The following is a 19,185-nucleotide window of genomic DNA, read 5'->3' on the forward strand; positions in this document are numbered from 1 at the left end:
GCGGATGTCTTGTTCCGGATACGCGCCGCGTCGGTCCGGACAGGCTCGGACAGGCCTTCGAGATACCTGTGCGTCGGTAGTAGGCTCACGCCGTTTGTTGCCGTACATGTGTGCCCCCGTCCCCGGGGGCCGAGCTGGGGGAGGCCATGCGCTTTCGCGGGAAGTCCATCCGCCGGAAGATCGTGGCGCTGCTTCTCGTGCCGCTGGTTTCCCTGACCGGGATCTGGGGCTTCGCCACCGTACTCACGGGCCGCGAGGTCAACCAGCTGTTCGACACGACCTTCATCGTGCAGAAGATCGGCTATCCCACCGAGGACGTCATCAGCGTCCTCCAGGCCGAGCGCCGTCAGACCCTCGTCTATCTCGCGGACCCCCGGGCCTCCGACGCCCTCACCGACCTGCGCCGCACGCGGACCGCCACCGACGAGGTCGTCTCGAAGATCCGCAGGAATGCCAGGAACTCCGACGTACGCGACGAGATGGGTTCCGACACCACCGAGCGTCTCACCGCGATCCTGGACGCCTTCGACGGCGTCGGGTCGCTGCGCCAGAGCGTCGAGGACAACACCGTCACCCGCGCCCAGGCCCTGGACCTCTACAACCGCCTGGTGGACCCCTGTTACATCCTCCTGGCCAACCTCCAGGTCCTCGACAACGTGGACGTGGACAAGCAGGGCCGCGCCCTCGTCAACATGTCGCGCGCCCGTGAACTGCTGGCCCGCGAGGACGCCCTGCTCGGATCCGCCCTCGTCGTCGGCAAGGTCACCCGCGAAGAGGCACGCGACATCTCCGACCTCGTGGCCCAGCGCACGATCATGTACGAGATCAACCTCCCGCAGCTGCCCTCCACGGAGCGCGTCCGCTACGAGCGCTACTGGAAGAACGCCGCCACCGCGCCCCTGCGCGTGGCCGAGCAGTCCGCCCTCGCCTCCGCGCCCGGCACCCCGCGCGGCGTCACCGCGAAGAGCTGGGACGGCCTCGCCGACGGGGTCCTCGACGGCCTCGACAAGTTCAACACCCAGGCGAGCGACCGCTTCCAGGACCGCGTCCGCCCCGTCGCGGTCGGCGTCATCGTCAAGGCGGCCATCGCCGGCGTGCTCGGCCTGGCCGCGGTGCTCTTCTCGCTCTTCATGTCCGTACGCATCGGCCGGAGCCTCATCCGCGACCTGCGCCGGCTCCGCCAGGAGGCCCACGAGACCGCGGGCGTCCGGCTGCCCAGCGTGATGCGCCGCCTCTCCGCGGGCGAACAGGTCGACGTCGAGACCGAAGTCCCGCGCCTGGAGTACGAGAAGAACGAGATCGGCGAGGTCAGCCAGGCGCTCAACAGCCTCCAGCGGTCCGCCGTCGAGGCCGCGGTCAAGCAGTCCGAACTGCGCAGCGGGGTCTCCGACGTCTTCGTGAACCTCGCCCGCCGCAGTCAGGTCCTGCTGCACAAGCAGCTCACGCTCCTCGACACGATGGAACGCAGGACCGAGGACACCGACGAACTCGCCGACCTCTTCCGCCTCGACCATCTGACGACCCGTATGCGCCGCCACGCGGAAGGCCTGGTGATCCTCTCCGGAGCGGCCCCCTCCAGGCAGTGGCGCAAGCCCGTCCAGCTGATGGACGTCGTACGCGCCGCCGTCGCCGAGGTCGAGGACTACGAACGCATCGAGGTCCGGCGGCTGCCGCGGATGGCGGTCACCGGCTCCGCCGTCGCCGACCTCACCCACCTGGTGGCCGAACTCCTGGAGAACGCCACGGTGTTCTCGCCGCCGCACACGGCCGTACAGGTCCTCGGCGAGCGCGTCGCCAACGGCTTCACCCTGGAGATCCACGACCGCGGCCTCGGAATGGCCGCCGAGGCGCTCCTCGACGCCAACCTCCGGCTCGCCGAGACCCCCGAGTTCGAACTGTCCGACACCGACCGGCTCGGCCTCTTCGTGGTCAGCCGGCTCGCCCAGCGGCAGAACGTACGCGTCTCCCTGCAGCCGTCCCCGTACGGCGGGACGACCGCGGTGGTCTTCGTGCCCGACGCGCTGCTCTCGGACGACGTGCCCGACACCAACGGCGTCGGATTCCGGCTCGACAGGGCGGTTCCCTCCAGGAACGCGAAGAACGAGGCTGACGAAGGCCGCAGGGCCGCCCTGTCGCAGGTGCCGGTCACGCTGCCTGGCCTGTCGGCGTCGATCCTCGACGGACCGGTCGAACTGGAGGCGCCCGTCGGCCTGGACGCCCTCGAAGACTTCCCCGGCGCCCTCGACGACGAGGACGGCGAACGCGGCGGCATCTTCCGCCCGCGCCGCTCCATCGCCGGGCCGGCGGGGGACGAGACGCGTGAGACACCGCGTGAGCCGGCACCCTCCTCCGAGGACGACGAGCGGTCCGGTGTCTCGCTGTCGCGCCGCCGCACCCCCAAGCTGGTCAGCTCGCACGGCCGCCCCGTGACCCACGGCAGGTCGCGGCGCGACGAGATCACGGACCGCCCGGACAACGGTGAGGTCACGGAACTGCCCCAGTCGGCCCAGGCTCAGGACCGGACCCGGTCCCAGGAGACGCCCGAGCGCTCCGGCGTGCTCGAAGAGCTGCCGAAGCGGTCGAGGGGCGCCAGGCGTGGGCCGGGACGCCGGGAGACCGGGGACCCGCTCACCGTGCGCAGGGGCGAGGCCGACGACTGGCCCGCGGGAGCCGGCGCCGGCCCGGCGGACCGTGAGCGCCGCCCGGCCCCCGACCGTGGCGCGGACCGCGGAGCCGAGCCGGGCGGAGTGACGGGCGGAGCGGTCGTGCGCGACCCCGGAGCCGCGGACGGCGGACCCGGTGAAGCCCCGGCCCTGCCGCAGCGGGGATCGCGCCGCGGGATCGAACCGAACGGCACGCGTCCCGGCGCCCCGTCGCCCGGCATCCCGGGCGCCCGCACCGCGGGACCGGCCGGAGGCCCTGCTTCCGGTCTGCCCCGCCGGGTACGGCAGGCCAATCTGGCCCCGCAGCTGAAGGAAGGGCCCGACCTGCGCACCACGCGCGCCCCGGCCCGTACGACGGATCCCTCGGAGCGTGACGCGGACGAAGTACGCAACCGGATGGCCTCGCTGCAGCGTGGTTGGCGGCGTGGGCGCGAGGAGAACGCCGCGGGCGACGAGGCCCAGGACGGCACAGCACCAGGAACGACTAAGGGAGACGGCCGATGACCGCACCGAAGGCCGCCGGCCACACCACGACCACCACGGCGACGGGGGAGCTCAACTGGCTCCTCGACGACCTGGTGGCGCGTGTCGCCAGCATCCGCAAAGCACTCGTGCTCTCCGGAGACGGCCTCCCCACGGGGGTCTCGACCGATCTGACGAGGGAGGACAGCGAACACCTCGCCGCCGTCGCCTCCGGATTCCACAGCCTCGCCAAGGGCGTCGGCCGTCACTTCGACGCGGGCAGCGTCCGGCAGACGGTGGTCGAACTGGACGAGGCGTTCCTGTTCGTCACGGCCGCCGGTGACGGCAGCTGCCTCGCCGTCCTCTCCGACGCCGACTCCGACGTCGGCCAGGTCGCGTACGAGATGACGCTGCTCGTGAAGCGCGTCGGCGTACATCTCGCCGCCGCTCCGCGCACCGAACTGTCCTCGGGCGGGTAGTGAGTCGGCATGAGCGGAGACGGGCAGGAGCTGTCCCACTGGTTCGACGACGAGGCCGGACCGGTGGTCCGTCCGTATGCCATGACACGAGGCCGCACCACCAGCCCGAACCAGCACCGCCTCGACCTGATCGCGGTGGTGGTGACGGAGGAGTACGCCTCCGACCCCGAGGCGGACAACTCCCTGTCCCCGGAACACGTGGACATCGTCGAACTCTGCCGTGACGCCCCCCAGTCGGTCGCCGAACTGGCCGCCGAACTCGACCTGCCCATCGGGGTCGTACGGGTTCTCATCGGCGACCTCGTCGAGGACGAACTGGTCCATGTGACCCGTCCGGTACCCCCGGCGGAACTGCCGGACGAAAGCATTCTGCGTGACGTGATCAGCGGCCTCCGGGCCCTGTGAACCGCGTGCCACCACAGCGGCAACGAGACACCACCTGAGCGAGCGAGAAGTGAGAGAAGAGATCGATGATCTTCGGGCGCACTGAACGCGGCAAGGCCCCGGTCGAGCCCGTCACTCTCAAGATCCTCGTGGCGGGCGGCTTCGGCGTCGGCAAGACCACCCTGGTCGGCGCCGTCAGCGAGATCAAGCCGCTGCGCACGGAGGAACTGCTGACCGAGGCGGGCCGTCCGGTCGACGACACGAGCGGTGTGGAGGGCAAGCACACCACCACGGTCGCCATGGACTTCGGCCGCATCACGCTGCGCGAGGACCTCGTGCTGTATCTCTTCGGCACCCCCGGCCAGGACCGCTTCTGGTTCCTGTGGGACGAGCTCGCGACCGGCGCCCTGGGCGCTGTCGTGCTCGCCGACACCCGCCGCCTGGAGGACTGCTTCGCGGCGGTCGACTACTTCGAGCGGCGCTCCATCCCCTTCGTGGTGGGCGTCAACTGCTTCGAGGGCGCCTCCCGTTACCCCGCCGAGGACGTACGCCAGGCCCTCGACCTGGACTCAGCGGTCCCCGTGGTCCTGTGCGACGCACGCGGCCGGGAGTCGGTCAAGGAAGTCCTCATCGAGGTCGTCCAGCACGCGATGGCGTACGCGGCCGAACGCCGGCACACCGTCACCGGCTGAAGCACACGACGGCCCGGGGGCCGCGCTTCCGCTTCTTTTCGTGTTCCACGCGTGCGTGGAACACGAAAAGAAGCGGCACGGCAACGGGGCTCAGTGCGCGTCGTCGTGCCAGCCGAAGCTCTTCTCCACCGCCTTGCGCCAGTTGCCGTACTCGCGGTCACGGACCGACGCCTCCATGGACGGTGTCCACTCGGCGTCCTTCTGCCAGTGCGTCTTCAGCTCGTCGAGGTCGTTCCACACCCCGGTCGCCAGACCGGCCGCGTACGCCGCTCCCAGGCACGTCGTCTCGGAGACCTTCGGGCGGATCACCGGCACGTCGAGCACGTCCGCCTGATGCTGCATGAGCAGATTGTTCTTGGTCATGCCGCCGTCGACCTTCAGGGTCGTGATCTGCACCCCGGAGTCCTGGAACATCGCGTCCACGACCTCACGCGTCTGCCAGCTCGTCGCCTCCAGGACCGCCCGCGCCAGATGCCCCTTGGTGACGTACCGGGTCAGCCCCGTGACGACCCCGCGCGCGTCGGAGCGCCAGTACGGCGCGAACAGACCCGAGAACGCGGGCACGATGTACGCGCCTCCGTTGTCGTCGACACTCGTCGCCAGGGTCTCGATCTCGTCGGCGGTACGGATGATGCCGAGCTGGTCGCGGAACCACTGCACCAGCGCGCCCGTGATCGCGATGGCCCCTTCCAGGCAGTAGACCGGCGCCTCCGTGCCGATCTTGTACCCCATGGTGGTCAGCAGCCCGTTCTTCGAGGGCACGGGCCGGTTCCCGGTGTTGAGCAGCAGGAAACTGCCCGTCCCGTACGTGTTCTTGGCCGTGCCCACGTCGTAACAGGCCTGCCCGAACACCGCCGCCTGCTGGTCGCCCAGCGCGGAGGCCACCGGGACCCCGGCGAGCTGGCCCACGGCCGTCCCGTACACCTCGGAGGAGGACTTGATCTCGGGGAGGACCGCCTCGGGGACGTTCATCGCGGAGAGGATGGACTGGTCCCACTGCAGCGTTTCGAGGTTCATCAGCATGGTGCGGCCGGCGTTGGTGACGTCGGTGACGTGCCGGCCGCCGTCGGTGCCGCCGGTGAGGTTCCAGATCAGCCAGGAGTCGATCGTGCCGAAGGCGATCTCACCGCGCTCGGCGCGGGCCCGCAGCCCCGGCACGTTGTCCAGCAGCCAGGCCGCCTTGGGACCGGAGAAGTAGCTGGCCAGCGGCAGCCCCGTCTGCTCGCGGAAACGGTCCTGCCCGTCCGTGCCGCCGAGTTCGTTGCAGAGCGCGGAGGTACGGGTGTCCTGCCACACGATCGCGTTGTGCACGGGCTTGCCGGTGGCCCGGTCCCACAGGACCGTCGTCTCCCGCTGGTTGGTGATGCCCAGCGCGCTGAGCTGGTCCGCGCGCAGCCCGGCCTTCGCGATCGCGCCCGCGACCACGGCCTGCACCTTCGACCAGATCTCGGTGGCGTCGTGCTCCACCCAGCCGGGCTTGGGGAAGATCTGGCGGTGCTCACGCTGGTCGACGGCGACGATCGCGCCGTCCTGGTTGAAGACGATGCAGCGGCTCGACGTGGTGCCCTGGTCGATCGCGGCGACGAACTTGTCCGTCATGACGTCCCCTTCGTCGGATTCTGCGTAGGGCGGCAGCGGCTCCCTTCGTCACCTTCCCGGTGCCCGTCGTCCGACCGGCACCGGGAAGGTGACGACCGGGCCTAGAAGGCCGCGTTGAAGATGACCCCGGCCAGCGCTCCGCCGATCAGCGGCCCCGCCACCGGAATCCACGAGTAACTCCAGTCCGACGTACCCTTGTTGGGGATCGGCAGGATGGCGTGGGCGATACGCGGGCCCAGGTCGCGGGCCGGGTTGATGGCGTACCCCGTCGGCCCGCCGAGCGACAGACCGATGCCGACCACCAGGAACGCGACGATCAGGATCGCGGTACCGGACTGGCCGAGCCCCTCGGTGAGCCCGAAGGCCAGGATCGGCAGGACCAGACCGATGGTCGCGATGATCTCGGTGATGAGGTTCGCCACGGGATTGCGTATCTCGGGCGCGGTGGAGAAGATCCCGAGCGTCGGCTGCGCGATCTCCTCCTCGGCATTGGCCTGGAACTGCGCGAAGTAGACCAGCCAGCACAGCACCGCGCCGAGGAACGCGCCGACCATCTGCCCGGCGATGTAGATGTGGACCTGGTCCCAGTCGCCGGTGTCGATCGCGATGCCGATCGTCACCGCGGGGTTGAGGTGCCCGCCGGACAGCGGCGCGGCGGTGTACGCGCCGGCCAGCACGCCGAAGCCCCACCCGAAGGCGATGACGACCCAGCCGGCGTCCTTCGCCTTGGAATAGTTGAGTACGACAGCGGCGACGACTCCGGCGCCGAAGAGGATGAGTATCGCTGTGCCGATGACCTCACCGACGAAAACATCTCCGTTGCTCATGGCGGCTCCTAGGCCCAAACCCGGGGCGATCCGCCCCGGTCCACCGTGCAGGGTGCGTTCCCATGGCTACTTCAGCCGAGGGCAGGGAGATCCCGCGCCCCGCCCGGCGTCCGTGACGAGCGTGCCGTAGCAGTCGAATCGCCGGTGGGGGATGGCCCGTTGGCGCGGACGAGGCCCGCGCGGCGCAGTGCCTGAATACGCCGAATTGCGGCGACGCCGACTGACACCGGAAGTGTTCACCGGCGCTGATGGAGCGTCAAGGTCGCGGGCGAGAACGGTTCGCACCCACCCCTCGCACCGATCGCGTGCCGCCGCGGGGCCGTGTACCGCCGGCCCTGTCCGATGCCGGCGAGGAGCCGCCCGCCGTCTCATCTGACGGCGATCACGGCCGAACCGTGCCCGAACAGGCCCTGGTTCGCGGTGACTCCGACCCGGGCGCCCGCCACCTGCCGGTCGCCCGCCGCTCCCCGCAACTGCTGGGTGAGCTCGCAGACCTGGGCGATGGCCTGGGCGGGAACGGCCTCTCCGAAGGAGGCGAGTCCGCCGCTCATGTTCACGGGTATGCGGCCGCCCGGCGCCGTCGCGCCCTCCCGCAGGAGCTTGGCCGCGCCGCCCTCACCGCACAGCCCCAGATCCTCGTACCACTGCAGTTCCAGGGCCGTGGACAGGTCGTAGACCTCGGCGAGCGAGAGGTCCTGCGGACCGATCCCTGCCTCCTCGTAGGCCGCCCGCGCGATCGACGCGCGGAACGTCCCGTCCGCGGGCTCCACCGCGACCGCCGAGTCCGTCGCGATGTCGGGCAGGTCCAGCACGGTGGTGGGATAGCGGGGCGTCACCGTGGACACCGCGCGGATCCGTACCGGGTCCGCGGCCCCGTGCCGGCGCGCGAACTCCATGCTGGACAGCACCAGCGCCGCCCCGCCGTCCGAGGTGGCGCAGATGTCGAGCAGCCGCAGCGGATCGGCGACCACCGCCGACGCGGCGACCTCCTCAGCGGTGACCCGCTTGCGGTAGCGCGCGTTCGGATTCAGCGCCCCCATGGCCGCGTTCTTCACCTTGACCTGCGCGAAGTCCTCCAGGGTGTCCCCGTGGACCGCCATCCGCCGACGCGCGTACAGCCCGAAGTACGTCGGATTCGTCGCCCCCAGGACCCGGAACCGCAGCCAGTCCGGATCGTCGGCCCTGTCCCCGCCCGCGGGCCGGAAGAACCCCTTCGGCGCCGCGTCCGCACCCACCACGAGCACCACGTCCGCGAGCCCCGAGAGGATCTGCGCCCGTGCCGTGTCGACGGCCTGCGCCCCCGACGCGCACGCTGCGTACACACTCGCCACCCGGGCCCCCTGCCAGCCCAGCGCCCTGGCGAACGTCGCTCCGGCGACATATCCCGGATAACCGCCACGCACCGTGTCCGCGCCGACGATCGAGCCGACCTGACGCCAGTCGAGCCCCGCGTCGGCCAGTGCCTCGCGCGCCGCCACCGTCCCGTACTCGACGAACGACCGCCCCCACTTGCCCCACGGGTGCATACCCGCGCCGAGCACCGCCACCTCACCCGTCATGCCGTCACCCCCGTCGGCCGCCAGTGCCAGGTCGTCCAGGTCGTCTCCGCGTCCTCGTTCAGCACGCCCGGGACGACCTCCACCTCCATGCCCACCGTCAGATCGGCGACGGCGACACCGGGAACCGTCTGCCCGAGCACCACGAGACGCTCGGCCGCCAGCTCCACAGCGATCAACGCGTAGGGCTGCCATTCGAGTTCCCGGTCGGACACGTAGGGTGACGGCGGCCGGTACCGGCTGTCCGTGTAGGACCAGATGCGGCCCCTCCTCGACAGCGGTGTCTCCACGAGTTCGCCGCCGGAGCAACCCGGATTGCGGCAGAAGGCGTCTTCCCGGGGGAAGAACACGGACGCGCAGACCGAGCAGCGCGTGCCGAGGAGCCGGAAGTCGTCTCCCTCGCCGGCGAACCAGCCGGTGACGACGGGTGTACGAGTGCGCGACAAGGTTCCTCCACGACGCTGGATCTGCTGGATCTGACGGAACGTCAGAAGTCTGCCACGGGCCACGCCGATTGGGCAGTGTGCAGGGAGTACGCCGCCCGGTGCGGAGAACCGCGGGTGACCGCGGAGAACCGGCGCGGGCCTCCTGGGCGTCCGAGCATCGGTAGGGACGACCGGGACCCACGGGGGTGGTCCCGGCCGTCCCTCACCCGGAACCACCCGGTCCGGTCGCCCGGATCCCCTCCCTCCCGGGCCCGGCCCGGCCCGGCCCGCCGATCGGGCGCGGACCGTATCCGATCACTTCCCCCGGGCAACCCGCGCCTGATAGACGCATGGGTCATGACCCGACTCACCACAGCGGTACGCGGTCTCGTCACCGCGCTCGCCGCCCTGCTCGCCGTCAGCGCCGCCTCCGCCACCGCGACGGCGACACCCGAGCCGAAGGCCCCCGGGGACTTCGTGGCCCTCCGGTCCGTGGACCGCACGATCATCCAGGAGATCCGCTACTTCACCCCGCACAACTTCGTGGGCGAGCGCATCGACGGCTACCGCGAGCCGCTGTGCATCCTCACGAAACCCGCCGCCGAAGCCCTCCACGAGGCCCAGCGGCAACTCCTGCCCCAGGGCTACTCCCTGAAGGTGTACGACTGCTACCGGCCCCAGCGGGCCGTCGACCACTTCGTCCGCTGGGCCAAGGACCTCGACGACCAGCGCATGAAGGACGAGTTCTACCCGAACGTCGACAAGACCCGGCTGTTCGAGGACGGTTACATCGCCGAGAAGTCCGGTCACAGCCGCGGCTCGACCATGGACCTCACGATCGTGAAGCTCCCGGCGAAGCCGACCCGGCCGTACGTCCCCGGAGAACCCCTCGTGCCCTGCTTCGCGCCCCGGAGTGACCGCTTCCCCGACAACTCCGTGGACATGGGCACGGGCTACGACTGCTTCGACACCCTGTCCCACACGCTCGACCCGCGCATCCAGGGGCAGCAGCGAGCCAACAGGCTCCTCCTCAAGGACACGCTCGAAAACCTGGGCTTCGTGAACCTTGCGGAGGAATGGTGGCACTTCACCTTCAAGCCCGAGGCCTACCCCGACACCTACTTCGACTTCCCGGTCTCGGCCCACTCCCTCGTCACAACCCACTGAACAGGCGCTGGGCAGGCGCTGGGCAGGCGCTGGGCAGGCGCTGGGCAGGTACTGAGGAGGCGCTGAAACACCACTGGGGCGGTCGACAGAAAACAACCTTCTGATCATCGGATACAGTCCCGGGCGTGTCTCCATCCCATATCCCGTCCGCCAACTCCGCGCCGGGCACCCACTGTTCGAGTTGCGGCGCGCCCTACGGAGAAGGCGTCTCCGGCTGGCCCCGTACCTGCGCCTCCTGCGGCGGTGTGGCCTACCGCAACCCGTTGCCGGTCGCGGTGGCCCTGCAGCCCGTGTACGACACCAAGGGGGCGGCCCTGGTCGTCATCACCAGAACGATCGACCCCGCGCGCGGGGGAGTCGCTCTGCCCGGCGGGTTCATCGATCACCGGGAGGACTGGCGGCAGGCCGTCGTCCGTGAGCTCAAGGAGGAGACGGGCATCGTCGCGGCGAGCCGCGACGTACGCCTCGTCGACGCGCTGAGCTCACCCGACGGGCACCTGCTGCTCTTCGGAGCCCTCCCGGAGCGCCCCGCCGACGACCTGCCGCCGTCCGCCGCGACGGACGAGACCGAGGGCTGGCACCTGCTGCGCAGGTCGACCGAACTCGCCTTCCCGCTGCACACCATGGCGGCCAAGGCGTGGTTCGACGGCCGGTACATCTGAGGGACCCCCGGGATTCTCGCAGCCGGCTCGTCAGGGCGTCGGCCCCAGCCCCCGCACCCGTACGGGAAGGGACGGCTCGACCGGGCCGTCCTCCCCCTCCCGCTCCACGACCACGCGCGCCCCCTGCCGGCGCGTCACATACCGCTCGATCTCCGGCTCCTCCGAGCCGTCCCCGGAGTCGCTGACCACCAGCCCGCCCCCGGTCCGCCCGTGGGCGGGCGCCCACACCTCCAGCTCCGGAGAGCCGTCGTCGCCGCGTACGGGCAGCACGGCACCCGCGCGGACCAGTACCGGGATCCGTGACAGCGGGGCGTCGACCAGCACCTGCGCGGGCCCTTCGTACACCCTCTCGGTCTCCACGTCGTACCAGCGGCCCCGCGGCAACCGCACGGCACGCCGGTCCGTCCCCGGCTCCAGCACCGGGGCCACCAGGAGACAGTCACCCAGCAAGAAGGCGTCCTCGCAGTCGCGCAACGCCCTGTCCTCCGGGACGCCCCACCACAGAGGCCGCACATAGGGCGCACCCGTACGCCGTGCCAGATGCGCCAGCGTCATGAAGTACGGCAGCAGCCGCCGCCGCTCGACGAGCGCCACGCGCGCGTGCTCCAGAACCTCGTCACCGAACTCCCAGGGCTCCCCGTGCCCGGCCCGCGGACCCGCGTGCGTACGGAAGAGCGGCAGATACGCGCCCAGCTGGAACCACCGCAGATACAGCTCGGGGGAGGGCTCCCCGTCGACGCCGCCCACGTCCGGCCCCGAGTACGGCACTCCGCACAGTCCCAGTCCCAGCACCAGCGACAGCGAGGCCCGCAGACCGGGCCAGCCCGTGGCCGGCTCCCCGGACCAGATCCCTCCGTAGCGCTGCGTTCCGGCCCACCCGGAACGCGAGAACAGGAACGGCCGCTCCAGGGGGACCAGTTCGCTCAGCCCCTCATGGGCGGCCCGGGCCATGGTGAGGGCGTACACGTTGTGCGCCTCGCGATGGTCGCCGCCGCGGCCCTCAAGGTCGTGCCGCGCCGAACGGGGCAGCGTGGACTCGCCGAAAGCGGTGAGGGACACGGGTTCGTCCAGGTCGTGCCAGAAACCGGCGAACCCCTGGGAGAGCCGTTCCTCGTAGAGCCCGCCCCACCACCGGCGCGTACGCGCGCGCGTGAAGTCCGGATAGACCGCCTCGCCCGACCGGACCACCCCGCGCACCACCTCTCCGGCGGAGTCCCGCACGAAGGCGTCCTCGGCGGTTCCGGTGTCGTACACGGAGTCGCCGGGTTCCGGCCTGACGGCCGGTTCCACGACCGACACCAGCCGGATCCCGTCCCGGCGCAGTTCCTCCGCGAGCACCGGCAGCTTCGGGAAGCGGTCCCGGTCGACCGTGAACGTCCGCTGCGCGTCGAAGTGGTCGACACCCAGATGCACGGCGTCCAGCGGCAGCCCGTGCTCGTGGTAACCCCCCGCGACCCGCCGCACCTCCTGCTCGCTCCCAGGGCCCCGCAGCACGTGATGGTGCCCCAGGGCCCAGGCCGGCGGCAGCGCGGCGGCACCCGTCAGGGACGCCCAGGTCTGCAGCACGCGCGCGGGAGTGCCCACCACCACCCAGCAGCGCAGCGGACCGCCGTCCATGCGCAGATCGCTCGTCCCGGCCCGGTCGTGCCCCGACCCGGCGCCCTCCTCGCCCTCGCGCAGGGTCACGGTGCCGTCCCAGGAACTGTCGTGGAACACCAGGTGCGTGGCCGCGTCGGCCACCACCATCTGCACCGGCATGGTGAGGTGCAGCGGATCGTCACCGGGACCGAAGGCGTGCCCGGGACCGGTGTTCCACAGCCGGTACGTCCCGCCGCGCAGCCGGAGCCCCGAAGCACGCCCGCCCAGGCCGAAGAAACGCGCGTCCGCGGCCACTTCGGAGCGCTGCATCCAGCGCGCCACGCCACCCCCGACCGGCTCCCACCACCGCGGCGGCAGTTCGCGCCGCAGACTCACCCCGCCCGGCGTCCGCACCTCCACGGCACCGAGCCGCGACACGACCACCGTCATCCGCTCCGCCACCACCCGCCAGGCGCCGTCCTTGTCCGGCTCCAGCACGGCCCGGGGATCCGGCTCGGGAACACCGCCGTCGAGCGCGTACGAGGGCTCGGGCCCCGCCCCGTCCCACCCCCAGAAGACCGCTCCACCGGCCGTGACGGTGATCCGCAGCTCCGACCGGGTGAACCGGACGACGCCGCCGCCGGGCGCGGGTTCCGCGGCCAGCACGGGCCCGGGAACCCGCGCCCGTTCGGCCCCCCGCACCGGCAGCCCGACGGCGTCGGTACGCCTCCTGCGCCACGCGGCCCGCACGGTGAGCAAGCCCTGGCCCGCCCCCGCAGAACCGACCGCCTTCATCGAACGCACCAGGTCACGACCGTTCATGCTGCTCAGCCTGCCACCCGAATGGACCCATGAGTGTTCCGTTCAACTTCCGTTCACCCATGGCCCCACCACATGTTCACGGGGCGGACTATGTGGGACCAACCCTGGTGCCAAAGTCGATCACATGGCATCGTCCGTCTCAGCCGCGTGACGCGCACACCCCAGCCCGTGCGCGGTACACGCACACGACGCGCGCAGTCCGGGAGCCGACCCATGACCTCATCGAACCCCTCGCCGCTCTGGCAGCCCGACCGGGAACACATCGCCCAGGCACAGATCACCCGATTCCAGGCCTGGGCGGCCGAGCACCACGGAGCCCCTGCCGAGGGCGGCTACGCCGGTCTGCACCGCTGGTCGGTGGACGAACTGGACACGTTCTGGAAAGCCGTCACGGAGTTTTTCGACGTACGGTTCTCCACCCCCTACGCGCGCGTGCTGGGCGACCGCTCGATGCCGGGAGCCCAGTGGTTCCCCGGAGCCACCCTCAACTACGCCGAGCACGCACTGCGAGCGGCCGACACCCGAGCGGACGAACCGGCCCTCCTGTACGTCGACGAGACCCACGAGCTCCGTCCCGTCAGCTGGTCCGAACTACGCCGGCAGGTCGGCTCCCTGGCCGCCGAACTGCGTGCCCTCGGCGTACGCCCCGGAGACCGCGTCAGCGGCTACCTCCCGAACATCCCGCAGGCCGTGGCCGCCCTCCTCGCCACCGCCGCCGTCGGCGCGGTGTGGACGTCCTGCGCCCCGGACTTCGGCGCCCGCAGCGTCCTGGACCGCTTCCAGCAGGTCGAACCCGTCGTCCTCTTCGCGGTCGACGGCTACCGCTACGGAGGCAAGGAACACGACCGCCGGGACACCGTCGCCGAACTGCGCCGCGAACTGCCCACCCTGCGCGCCGTCGTCCACATCCCGCTGCTCGGCACCGAGGCCCCCGAAGGCGCCCTGGAATGGTCCGCCCTCATCTCGGCGGACGTGACACCCGTCTACGAAGAGGTGCCTTTCGACCACCCGCTCTGGGTGCTCTACTCCTCCGGCACGACCGGCCTGCCCAAGGCCATCGTCCAGTCCCAGGGCGGCATCCTCGTCGAGCACCTCAAACAACTCGGCCTGCACTGCGACCTGGGACCCGAGGACCGCTTCTTCTGGTACACGTCCACCGGCTGGATGATGTGGAACTTCCTCGTCTCCGGCCTCCTGACCGGCACCACGATCGTCCTGTACGACGGCAGCCCCGGCTATCCGGACACCGGCGCCCAGTGGCGCATCGCCGAACGCACCGGCGCCACCCTGTACGGCACCTCCGCGGCCTACGTCATGGCGTGCCGCAAGGCGGACGTGCACCCCTCCCGCGACTTCGACCTGTCCCGGATCAAGTGCGTCGCCACCACCGGCTCGCCCCTGCCGCCCGACGGATTCCGCTGGCTCCACGACGAGGTGCGCGACGACCTGTGGATCGCCTCCGTCAGCGGCGGCACCGACGTGTGCTCCTGCTTCGCGGGAGCGGTCCCCACCCTCCCCGTCCACATCGGCGAACTCCAGGCCCCCGGCCTCGGCACCGACCTCCAGTCCTGGGACCCGAGCGGAAAACCCCTCATCGACGAGGTCGGCGAACTCGTCGTCACCAACCCCATGCCGTCCATGCCGATCCGCTTCTGGAACGACCCCGACGGCAGCCGCTACCACGACAGTTACTTCGACACGTACCCCGGAGTCTGGCGCCACGGCGACTGGATCACCCTCACCTCACGCGGCTCCGTCGTCATCCACGGCCGCTCGGACTCCACCCTCAACCGCCAGGGCGTCCGCATGGGGTCGGCCGACATCTACGAAGCGGTCGAACGCCTTCCGGAGATCCGTGAATCCCTCGTCATCGGCGTCGAACAGCCCGACGGCGGCTACTGGATGCCGCTCTTCGTCCACCTGGCACCGGGAGCCGAACTCGACGACGCCCTCCTCGGCCGTATCAAGCGGACCATCCGGGAACAGCTCTCGCCCCGGCACATCCCCGACGAGGTCATCGAAGTCCCCGGCATCCCCCACACCCTGACGGGCAAGCGCATCGAGGTCCCGGTCAAACGCCTCCTCCAGGGCACCCCCCTCGAAAAGGCCGTCAACTCCGGCTCCGTCGACAACCTGGACCTGCTCCACTTCTACGTGCAGCTGGCCCGCGACCGCGCCTGACCTGCCCCCTGCCGCGACCGCCTCGGACACCCCGAGGCGGATTGTCAGTGCCGCCGGTTACGGTGAGTGAGCATTGATCACCGCGCACAGGGGGAAAGATGGCGCACACCCAGCACCAGACCATGCGACGCGTCCTGCGCCGCGAAGTCGCCGGAACGATCGGCCTGCTGACCGACGAGCAGGACTTCACCGCCATGCGACGCCGCTACCGCACCTTCGCCTTCGACGACCACACCAACTATCTCCGGCAGGTGGAGGCCCTCCTCAGGACACTCGCGTCCGAGGGCGGCCACACCACGGTGGCACTCTTCGACCCCGAGGAGTACGCGGAGTTCTGCGCCGAGCACGCACTCGACCCCGACACCGCCTCCAGCCGCACCCGCTTCACGGCCGAACTCGCCACGACCGGCGCGACCGTCCCCTACGAGGGCCAGACCCTCGACATCCTCGTCCCCGATCTCATCGACGAAGCGGTCCGCCGGGCCACCTGGGAGTACGCGACCACGCTCCTGGCCCGGATCGGCAGTTGCGCGTCCTGCGGCGAGGACATCGGCCGAGCGGCCTTCCAGCGCGCCTCGGATCTGCTCGTCCGCATCCTCCAGGCCTCGGGCCCCGGGGAGCGGCACCTCGTGTGCAGTGTCTCCACGGAACCAGAGGCACTGGTGGCCGTCCTTCGCACCGACGACGACCAGCACGGAACACCGCACCTGGACGAGGCGGAGGCACTCGAATTCACCACGGTGCTCGCTCTGGGCATCGCCACCCGGTGCGCAGGCGGCCTCGTCATGCGCACCGCCGCACCCGACGCCACCGACCAGGTCTACGGCTGGCGTCTGCGAGGAGAGGGACTGGAACCCCTCACCGCGGGAGAGGTCTTCGACGCCTACTGCACGGACGTCGAATCGGGCGACCTCGTCTCCCCGGAGTCGGGCGTCGACTACTGCGCGCCACCGGACCTGGGCGACGACGGCCACACAACCGCGCACACGCACTGAACACGCCCGCAGAACACGCGAGAGGCGCCCCACCCTTCGGTGGAGCGCCCCTCGATCACGGATGACTACTCGCCCGAACTACTCGCCGGACAGCACTGCCTGAGCCGCCGTGCGCGCCTCTTCGGCGCTGTCGCAGGCACGCGCGGCCGCCGCGGCCCGCTCGCACTGCGCCAGCGTGTACTTGGCCAGCGTCGCGCGGACGTAGGGAATCGACGCCGCACCCATGGAAAGGGAGGTGACACCGAGACCAGTCAGCACACACGCGAGCAGCGGGTCCGAAGCGGCTTCACCGCAGACGCCACAGCTCTTGCCCTCGGCCCGGGCCGCCTCGGCGGACATCGCGACCAGGTCGAGCAGCGCCGGCTGCCACGGGTCCTGGAGCCGGGACACGGCGCCCACCTGACGGTCGGCGGCGAAGGTGTACTGCGCGAGGTCGTTCGTACCCAGCGACAGGAACTCGACCTCCTGCAGGATCGAGCGCGCCCGCAGAGAGGCCGACGGAATCTCGACCATGGCACCGAACTTCGCCTGCAGGCCCGCGGCACGGCACGCGTCGGCGAACGCCTTGGCGTCCGCACGGTCGGCGACCATCGGCGCCATGACCTCGAGGTGGACGGGCAGGCCCTCGGAAGCCTTCGCCAGTGCCGTCAGCTGCGTACGCAGTACGTCGGGGTGGTCGAGCAGCGACCGCAGACCACGCACGCCCAGCGCCGGGTTCGGCTCGTCGGCGGGCGTCAGGAAGTCGAGCGGCTTGTCGGCGCCGGCGTCGAGCACACGCACCACGACCCGCCCCTCGGGGAAGGCCTCAAGCACCGTGCGGTACGCCTCGACCTGCTTCTCCTCCGACGGCGCGTTCTTGCTGTCGTCGAGGAAGAGGAACTCGGTGCGGAACAGACCCACGCCCTCGGCACCGGCCTCGACCGCCGCCGGAACGTCGGCCGGGCCGCCGATGTTGACCAGCAGCGGAACCTTGTGTCCGTCGGAGGTCGCCCCGGGGCCGGTCGACCCGGCAAGCGCCGCCTTGCGCGCGGCAGCCGCGGCCTCCAGCTCGGCCTTCTTCTCGGCGCTCGGGTTCACGAAGATCTCACCGGAACTGCCGTCCACGGCGACCATCGTGCCCTCGGCCAGCTCACCGGCTCCCGGCAGTGCCACCACGGCGGGTACACCGAGAGCCCGCGCCAGGATCGCGCTGTGGCTGGTCGGCCCGCCCTCCTCGGTGACGAAACCGAGGACGAGCGTCGGGTCCAGCAGCGCCGTGTCGGCCGGCGCGAGGTCACGGGCGATGAGGACGTACGGCTCGTCGCTGTCGGGAACACCCGGCATCGGAACACCGAGCAGCCGGGCGACGATACGGTTCCGCACGTCGTCGAGGTCCGCCACCCGGCCCGCGAGGTACTCGCCGGCGTTCGCCAGGAGGGCGCGGTACGAGGCGAACGCGTCGTACACCCCGCGCTCCGCCGTGCTGCCGACGGCGATACGCCGTTCGACGTCGGCCATGAGCTCCGGGTCCTGGGCCATCATGGCCTGCGCCTCAAGCACGGCCTGGGCCTCGCCGCCCGCCAGATTGCCGCGTGCCATCAGATCGGCGGCCACGGCTTCCACGGCCTTACGGGCGCGGCCCTGCTCGCGCTCCGTGTCCTGCACAGGTATCTGCTTGGCAGGCGGTTCGAGGACCGCCGTTCCCATGTGCCGAACTTCGCCGATCGCCACACCGTGGCTCACGCCGACGCCTCGCAGCGTTGTCTCCATGTCACCAGTCTCCGATAGGGCGGCGGCTCCTGCCGCCGTGATGTCGTGCCGTGCCTGCCGTCGCTGACGGCGATGAGGTCAGTGCCAGCTGAAGAGAGCGTCGCCAGCCTTCACTTCGCCGTCAACGCTGACGTCGGAGAGGGACTCTGCCGTGGCTTCGAGGGCCACGATGGGACAGATGGGGGACTTGCCGGCCGCTTCGACGGCGGCGGGGTCCCAGCGCACCACGGCCTGCCCGCGCTGCACGGTGTCGCCCTTGTTGACGAGCAGCTCGAAACCCTCGCCGTTGAGCTGAACGGTGTCGATGCCCAGGTGCGTCAGCACTCCGTGACCTTCGTCGTCGACCACGACGAAGGCGTGCGGGTGAAGGGAGACGACGACGCCGTCGATGGGCGAGACCGACTCAGAGGCCTCCCGTACGGGGTCGATCGCGGTCCCGGGGCCCACCATGGCCCCGGAGAAGACCGGGTCGGGTACAGCGGTGAGTCCGATGGTGCGTCCTGCAAGAGGGGACGTCACGTTGGTCATGGGAAGCCTCCCGGGGGGCGGGGATTCATATGGGCCGTCACTGCCTGTCCCGGACGGCGCACTGTTGAGCAGCGTAAGTCATGAGAAGTGACGGTTCCGCGCCAAGAGGAGCTGGTGAGCCGGTTGGCGGTCGTTGTGCTCGACGGAAACGATTTGCGCCCGCTCCGGAGCCCCGTGTACTGTCGTACTCCTGCTTGAGGCCGAGGGACGCGAAAGTGTCCGTGCCTGGCAGCACCCAAACTTGTCAGTTCCTCTCTCGGGGTCTGGTTCTGCATGTTCGCAGAATCGGTGGTCAGGGAGACGGAAATTCACTGATAGAGTTTGGAAACACGAAGGGAAGCGCCCGGAGGAAAGCCCGAGAGGGTGAGTACAAAGGAAGCGTCCGTTCCTTGAGAACTCAACAGCGTGCCAAAAAT

Annotated in this window: 15 protein-coding genes; 8 read left to right on the top strand and 7 right to left on the bottom strand. The window is 70.6% G+C overall.

The features are described from left to right. Window positions 1-146 precede the first annotated feature (146 nt). The 4 genes from ACZ60E_RS44385 (at window position 147) to ACZ60E_RS44400 (ending at window position 4,680) form a co-directional block, all read left to right on the top strand. Window positions 147-3,167, top strand: coding sequence for a nitrate- and nitrite sensing domain-containing protein (locus ACZ60E_RS44385; protein ID WP_469448049.1), 3,021 nt, complete (start codon window positions 147-149; stop codon window positions 3,165-3,167). Next, window positions 3,164-3,604, top strand: coding sequence for a roadblock/LC7 domain-containing protein (locus ACZ60E_RS44390; protein ID WP_384812154.1), 441 nt, complete (start codon window positions 3,164-3,166; stop codon window positions 3,602-3,604). Before ACZ60E_RS44385 ends, ACZ60E_RS44390 begins: the two co-directional genes overlap by 4 nt. Before the next feature lie 9 nt (window positions 3,605-3,613). Then, window positions 3,614-4,009, top strand: a complete 396-nt coding sequence (locus ACZ60E_RS44395) for a DUF742 domain-containing protein (RefSeq protein ID WP_107019590.1) — start codon at window positions 3,614-3,616, stop codon at window positions 4,007-4,009. 65 nt (window positions 4,010-4,074) lie between these two features. Beyond that, on the top strand, window positions 4,075-4,680 hold the full coding sequence (locus ACZ60E_RS44400; protein ID WP_107019589.1) for a GTP-binding protein: 606 nt from the start codon (window positions 4,075-4,077) through the stop codon (window positions 4,678-4,680). A 90-nt stretch (window positions 4,681-4,770) separates the two neighbouring features. Here the strand turns inward: ACZ60E_RS44400 and glpK are convergent, their stop codons facing one another. The 4 genes from glpK to ACZ60E_RS44420 form a co-directional block, all read right to left on the bottom strand. Next, a complete protein-coding gene (gene glpK, locus ACZ60E_RS44405) occupies window positions 4,771-6,279 on the bottom strand; it encodes a glycerol kinase GlpK (protein ID WP_384812156.1) in 1,509 nt (502 codons plus the stop codon). A gap of 101 nt (window positions 6,280-6,380) precedes the next feature. Continuing rightward, on the bottom strand, window positions 6,381-7,106 hold the full coding sequence (locus tag ACZ60E_RS44410) for an MIP/aquaporin family protein (protein ID WP_384812159.1): 726 nt from the start codon (window positions 7,104-7,106) through the stop codon (window positions 6,381-6,383). A gap of 368 nt (window positions 7,107-7,474) precedes the next feature. After that, window positions 7,475-8,665 (bottom strand): lipid-transfer protein, encoded by a 1,191-nt coding sequence (locus tag ACZ60E_RS44415; protein WP_469448050.1) that lies wholly within the window; start codon window positions 8,663-8,665, stop codon window positions 7,475-7,477. Then, the gene (locus tag ACZ60E_RS44420; protein ID WP_384812164.1) at window positions 8,662-9,108 is read right to left on the bottom strand and encodes a Zn-ribbon domain-containing OB-fold protein; all 447 of its coding nucleotides are present in this window, start codon (window positions 9,106-9,108) and stop codon (window positions 8,662-8,664) included. Before ACZ60E_RS44420 ends, ACZ60E_RS44415 begins: the two co-directional genes overlap by 4 nt. Window positions 9,109-9,444: 336 nt before the next feature. Between ACZ60E_RS44420 and ACZ60E_RS44425 the strand changes: the two genes are divergently transcribed. Next, the gene (locus tag ACZ60E_RS44425) at window positions 9,445-10,254 is read left to right on the top strand and encodes a M15 family metallopeptidase (RefSeq protein ID WP_469448051.1); all 810 of its coding nucleotides are present in this window, start codon (window positions 9,445-9,447) and stop codon (window positions 10,252-10,254) included. 125 nt (window positions 10,255-10,379) lie between these two features. Beyond that, window positions 10,380-10,916: an NUDIX domain-containing protein gene (locus tag ACZ60E_RS44430; RefSeq protein ID WP_384812169.1), complete on the top strand. Its 537-nt coding sequence runs from the start codon at window positions 10,380-10,382 to the stop codon at window positions 10,914-10,916. A gap of 30 nt (window positions 10,917-10,946) precedes the next feature. Here the strand turns inward: ACZ60E_RS44430 and ACZ60E_RS44435 are convergent, their stop codons facing one another. Next, window positions 10,947-13,316, bottom strand: a complete 2,370-nt coding sequence (locus ACZ60E_RS44435) for a glycoside hydrolase family 31 protein (RefSeq protein ID WP_469448052.1) — start codon at window positions 13,314-13,316, stop codon at window positions 10,947-10,949. A gap of 213 nt (window positions 13,317-13,529) precedes the next feature. Here ACZ60E_RS44435 and ACZ60E_RS44440 point away from each other — a divergent pair, with 213 nt between their 5' ends. After that, window positions 13,530-15,497, top strand: coding sequence for an acetoacetate--CoA ligase (locus tag ACZ60E_RS44440; RefSeq protein ID WP_469448053.1), 1,968 nt, complete (start codon window positions 13,530-13,532; stop codon window positions 15,495-15,497). Window positions 15,498-15,595: 98 nt separating this feature from the next. Then, entirely contained in the window at window positions 15,596-16,492 is an 897-nt protein-coding gene (locus ACZ60E_RS44445) for a hypothetical protein (protein ID WP_469448054.1), read from the top strand. Between the two features lie 78 nt (window positions 16,493-16,570). Here ACZ60E_RS44445 and ptsP read toward each other — a convergent pair whose 3' ends face one another. Then, on the bottom strand, window positions 16,571-18,241 hold the full coding sequence (gene ptsP, locus ACZ60E_RS44450; protein ID WP_469448055.1) for a phosphoenolpyruvate--protein phosphotransferase: 1,671 nt from the start codon (window positions 18,239-18,241) through the stop codon (window positions 16,571-16,573). A gap of 78 nt (window positions 18,242-18,319) precedes the next feature. Further along, window positions 18,320-18,769 (bottom strand): PTS sugar transporter subunit IIA, encoded by a 450-nt coding sequence (locus tag ACZ60E_RS44455; protein WP_469448056.1) that lies wholly within the window; start codon window positions 18,767-18,769, stop codon window positions 18,320-18,322. Window positions 18,770-19,185: the final 416 nt, after the last annotated feature.

The organism is Streptomyces sp. NPDC102514 (genome assembly GCF_055584525.1).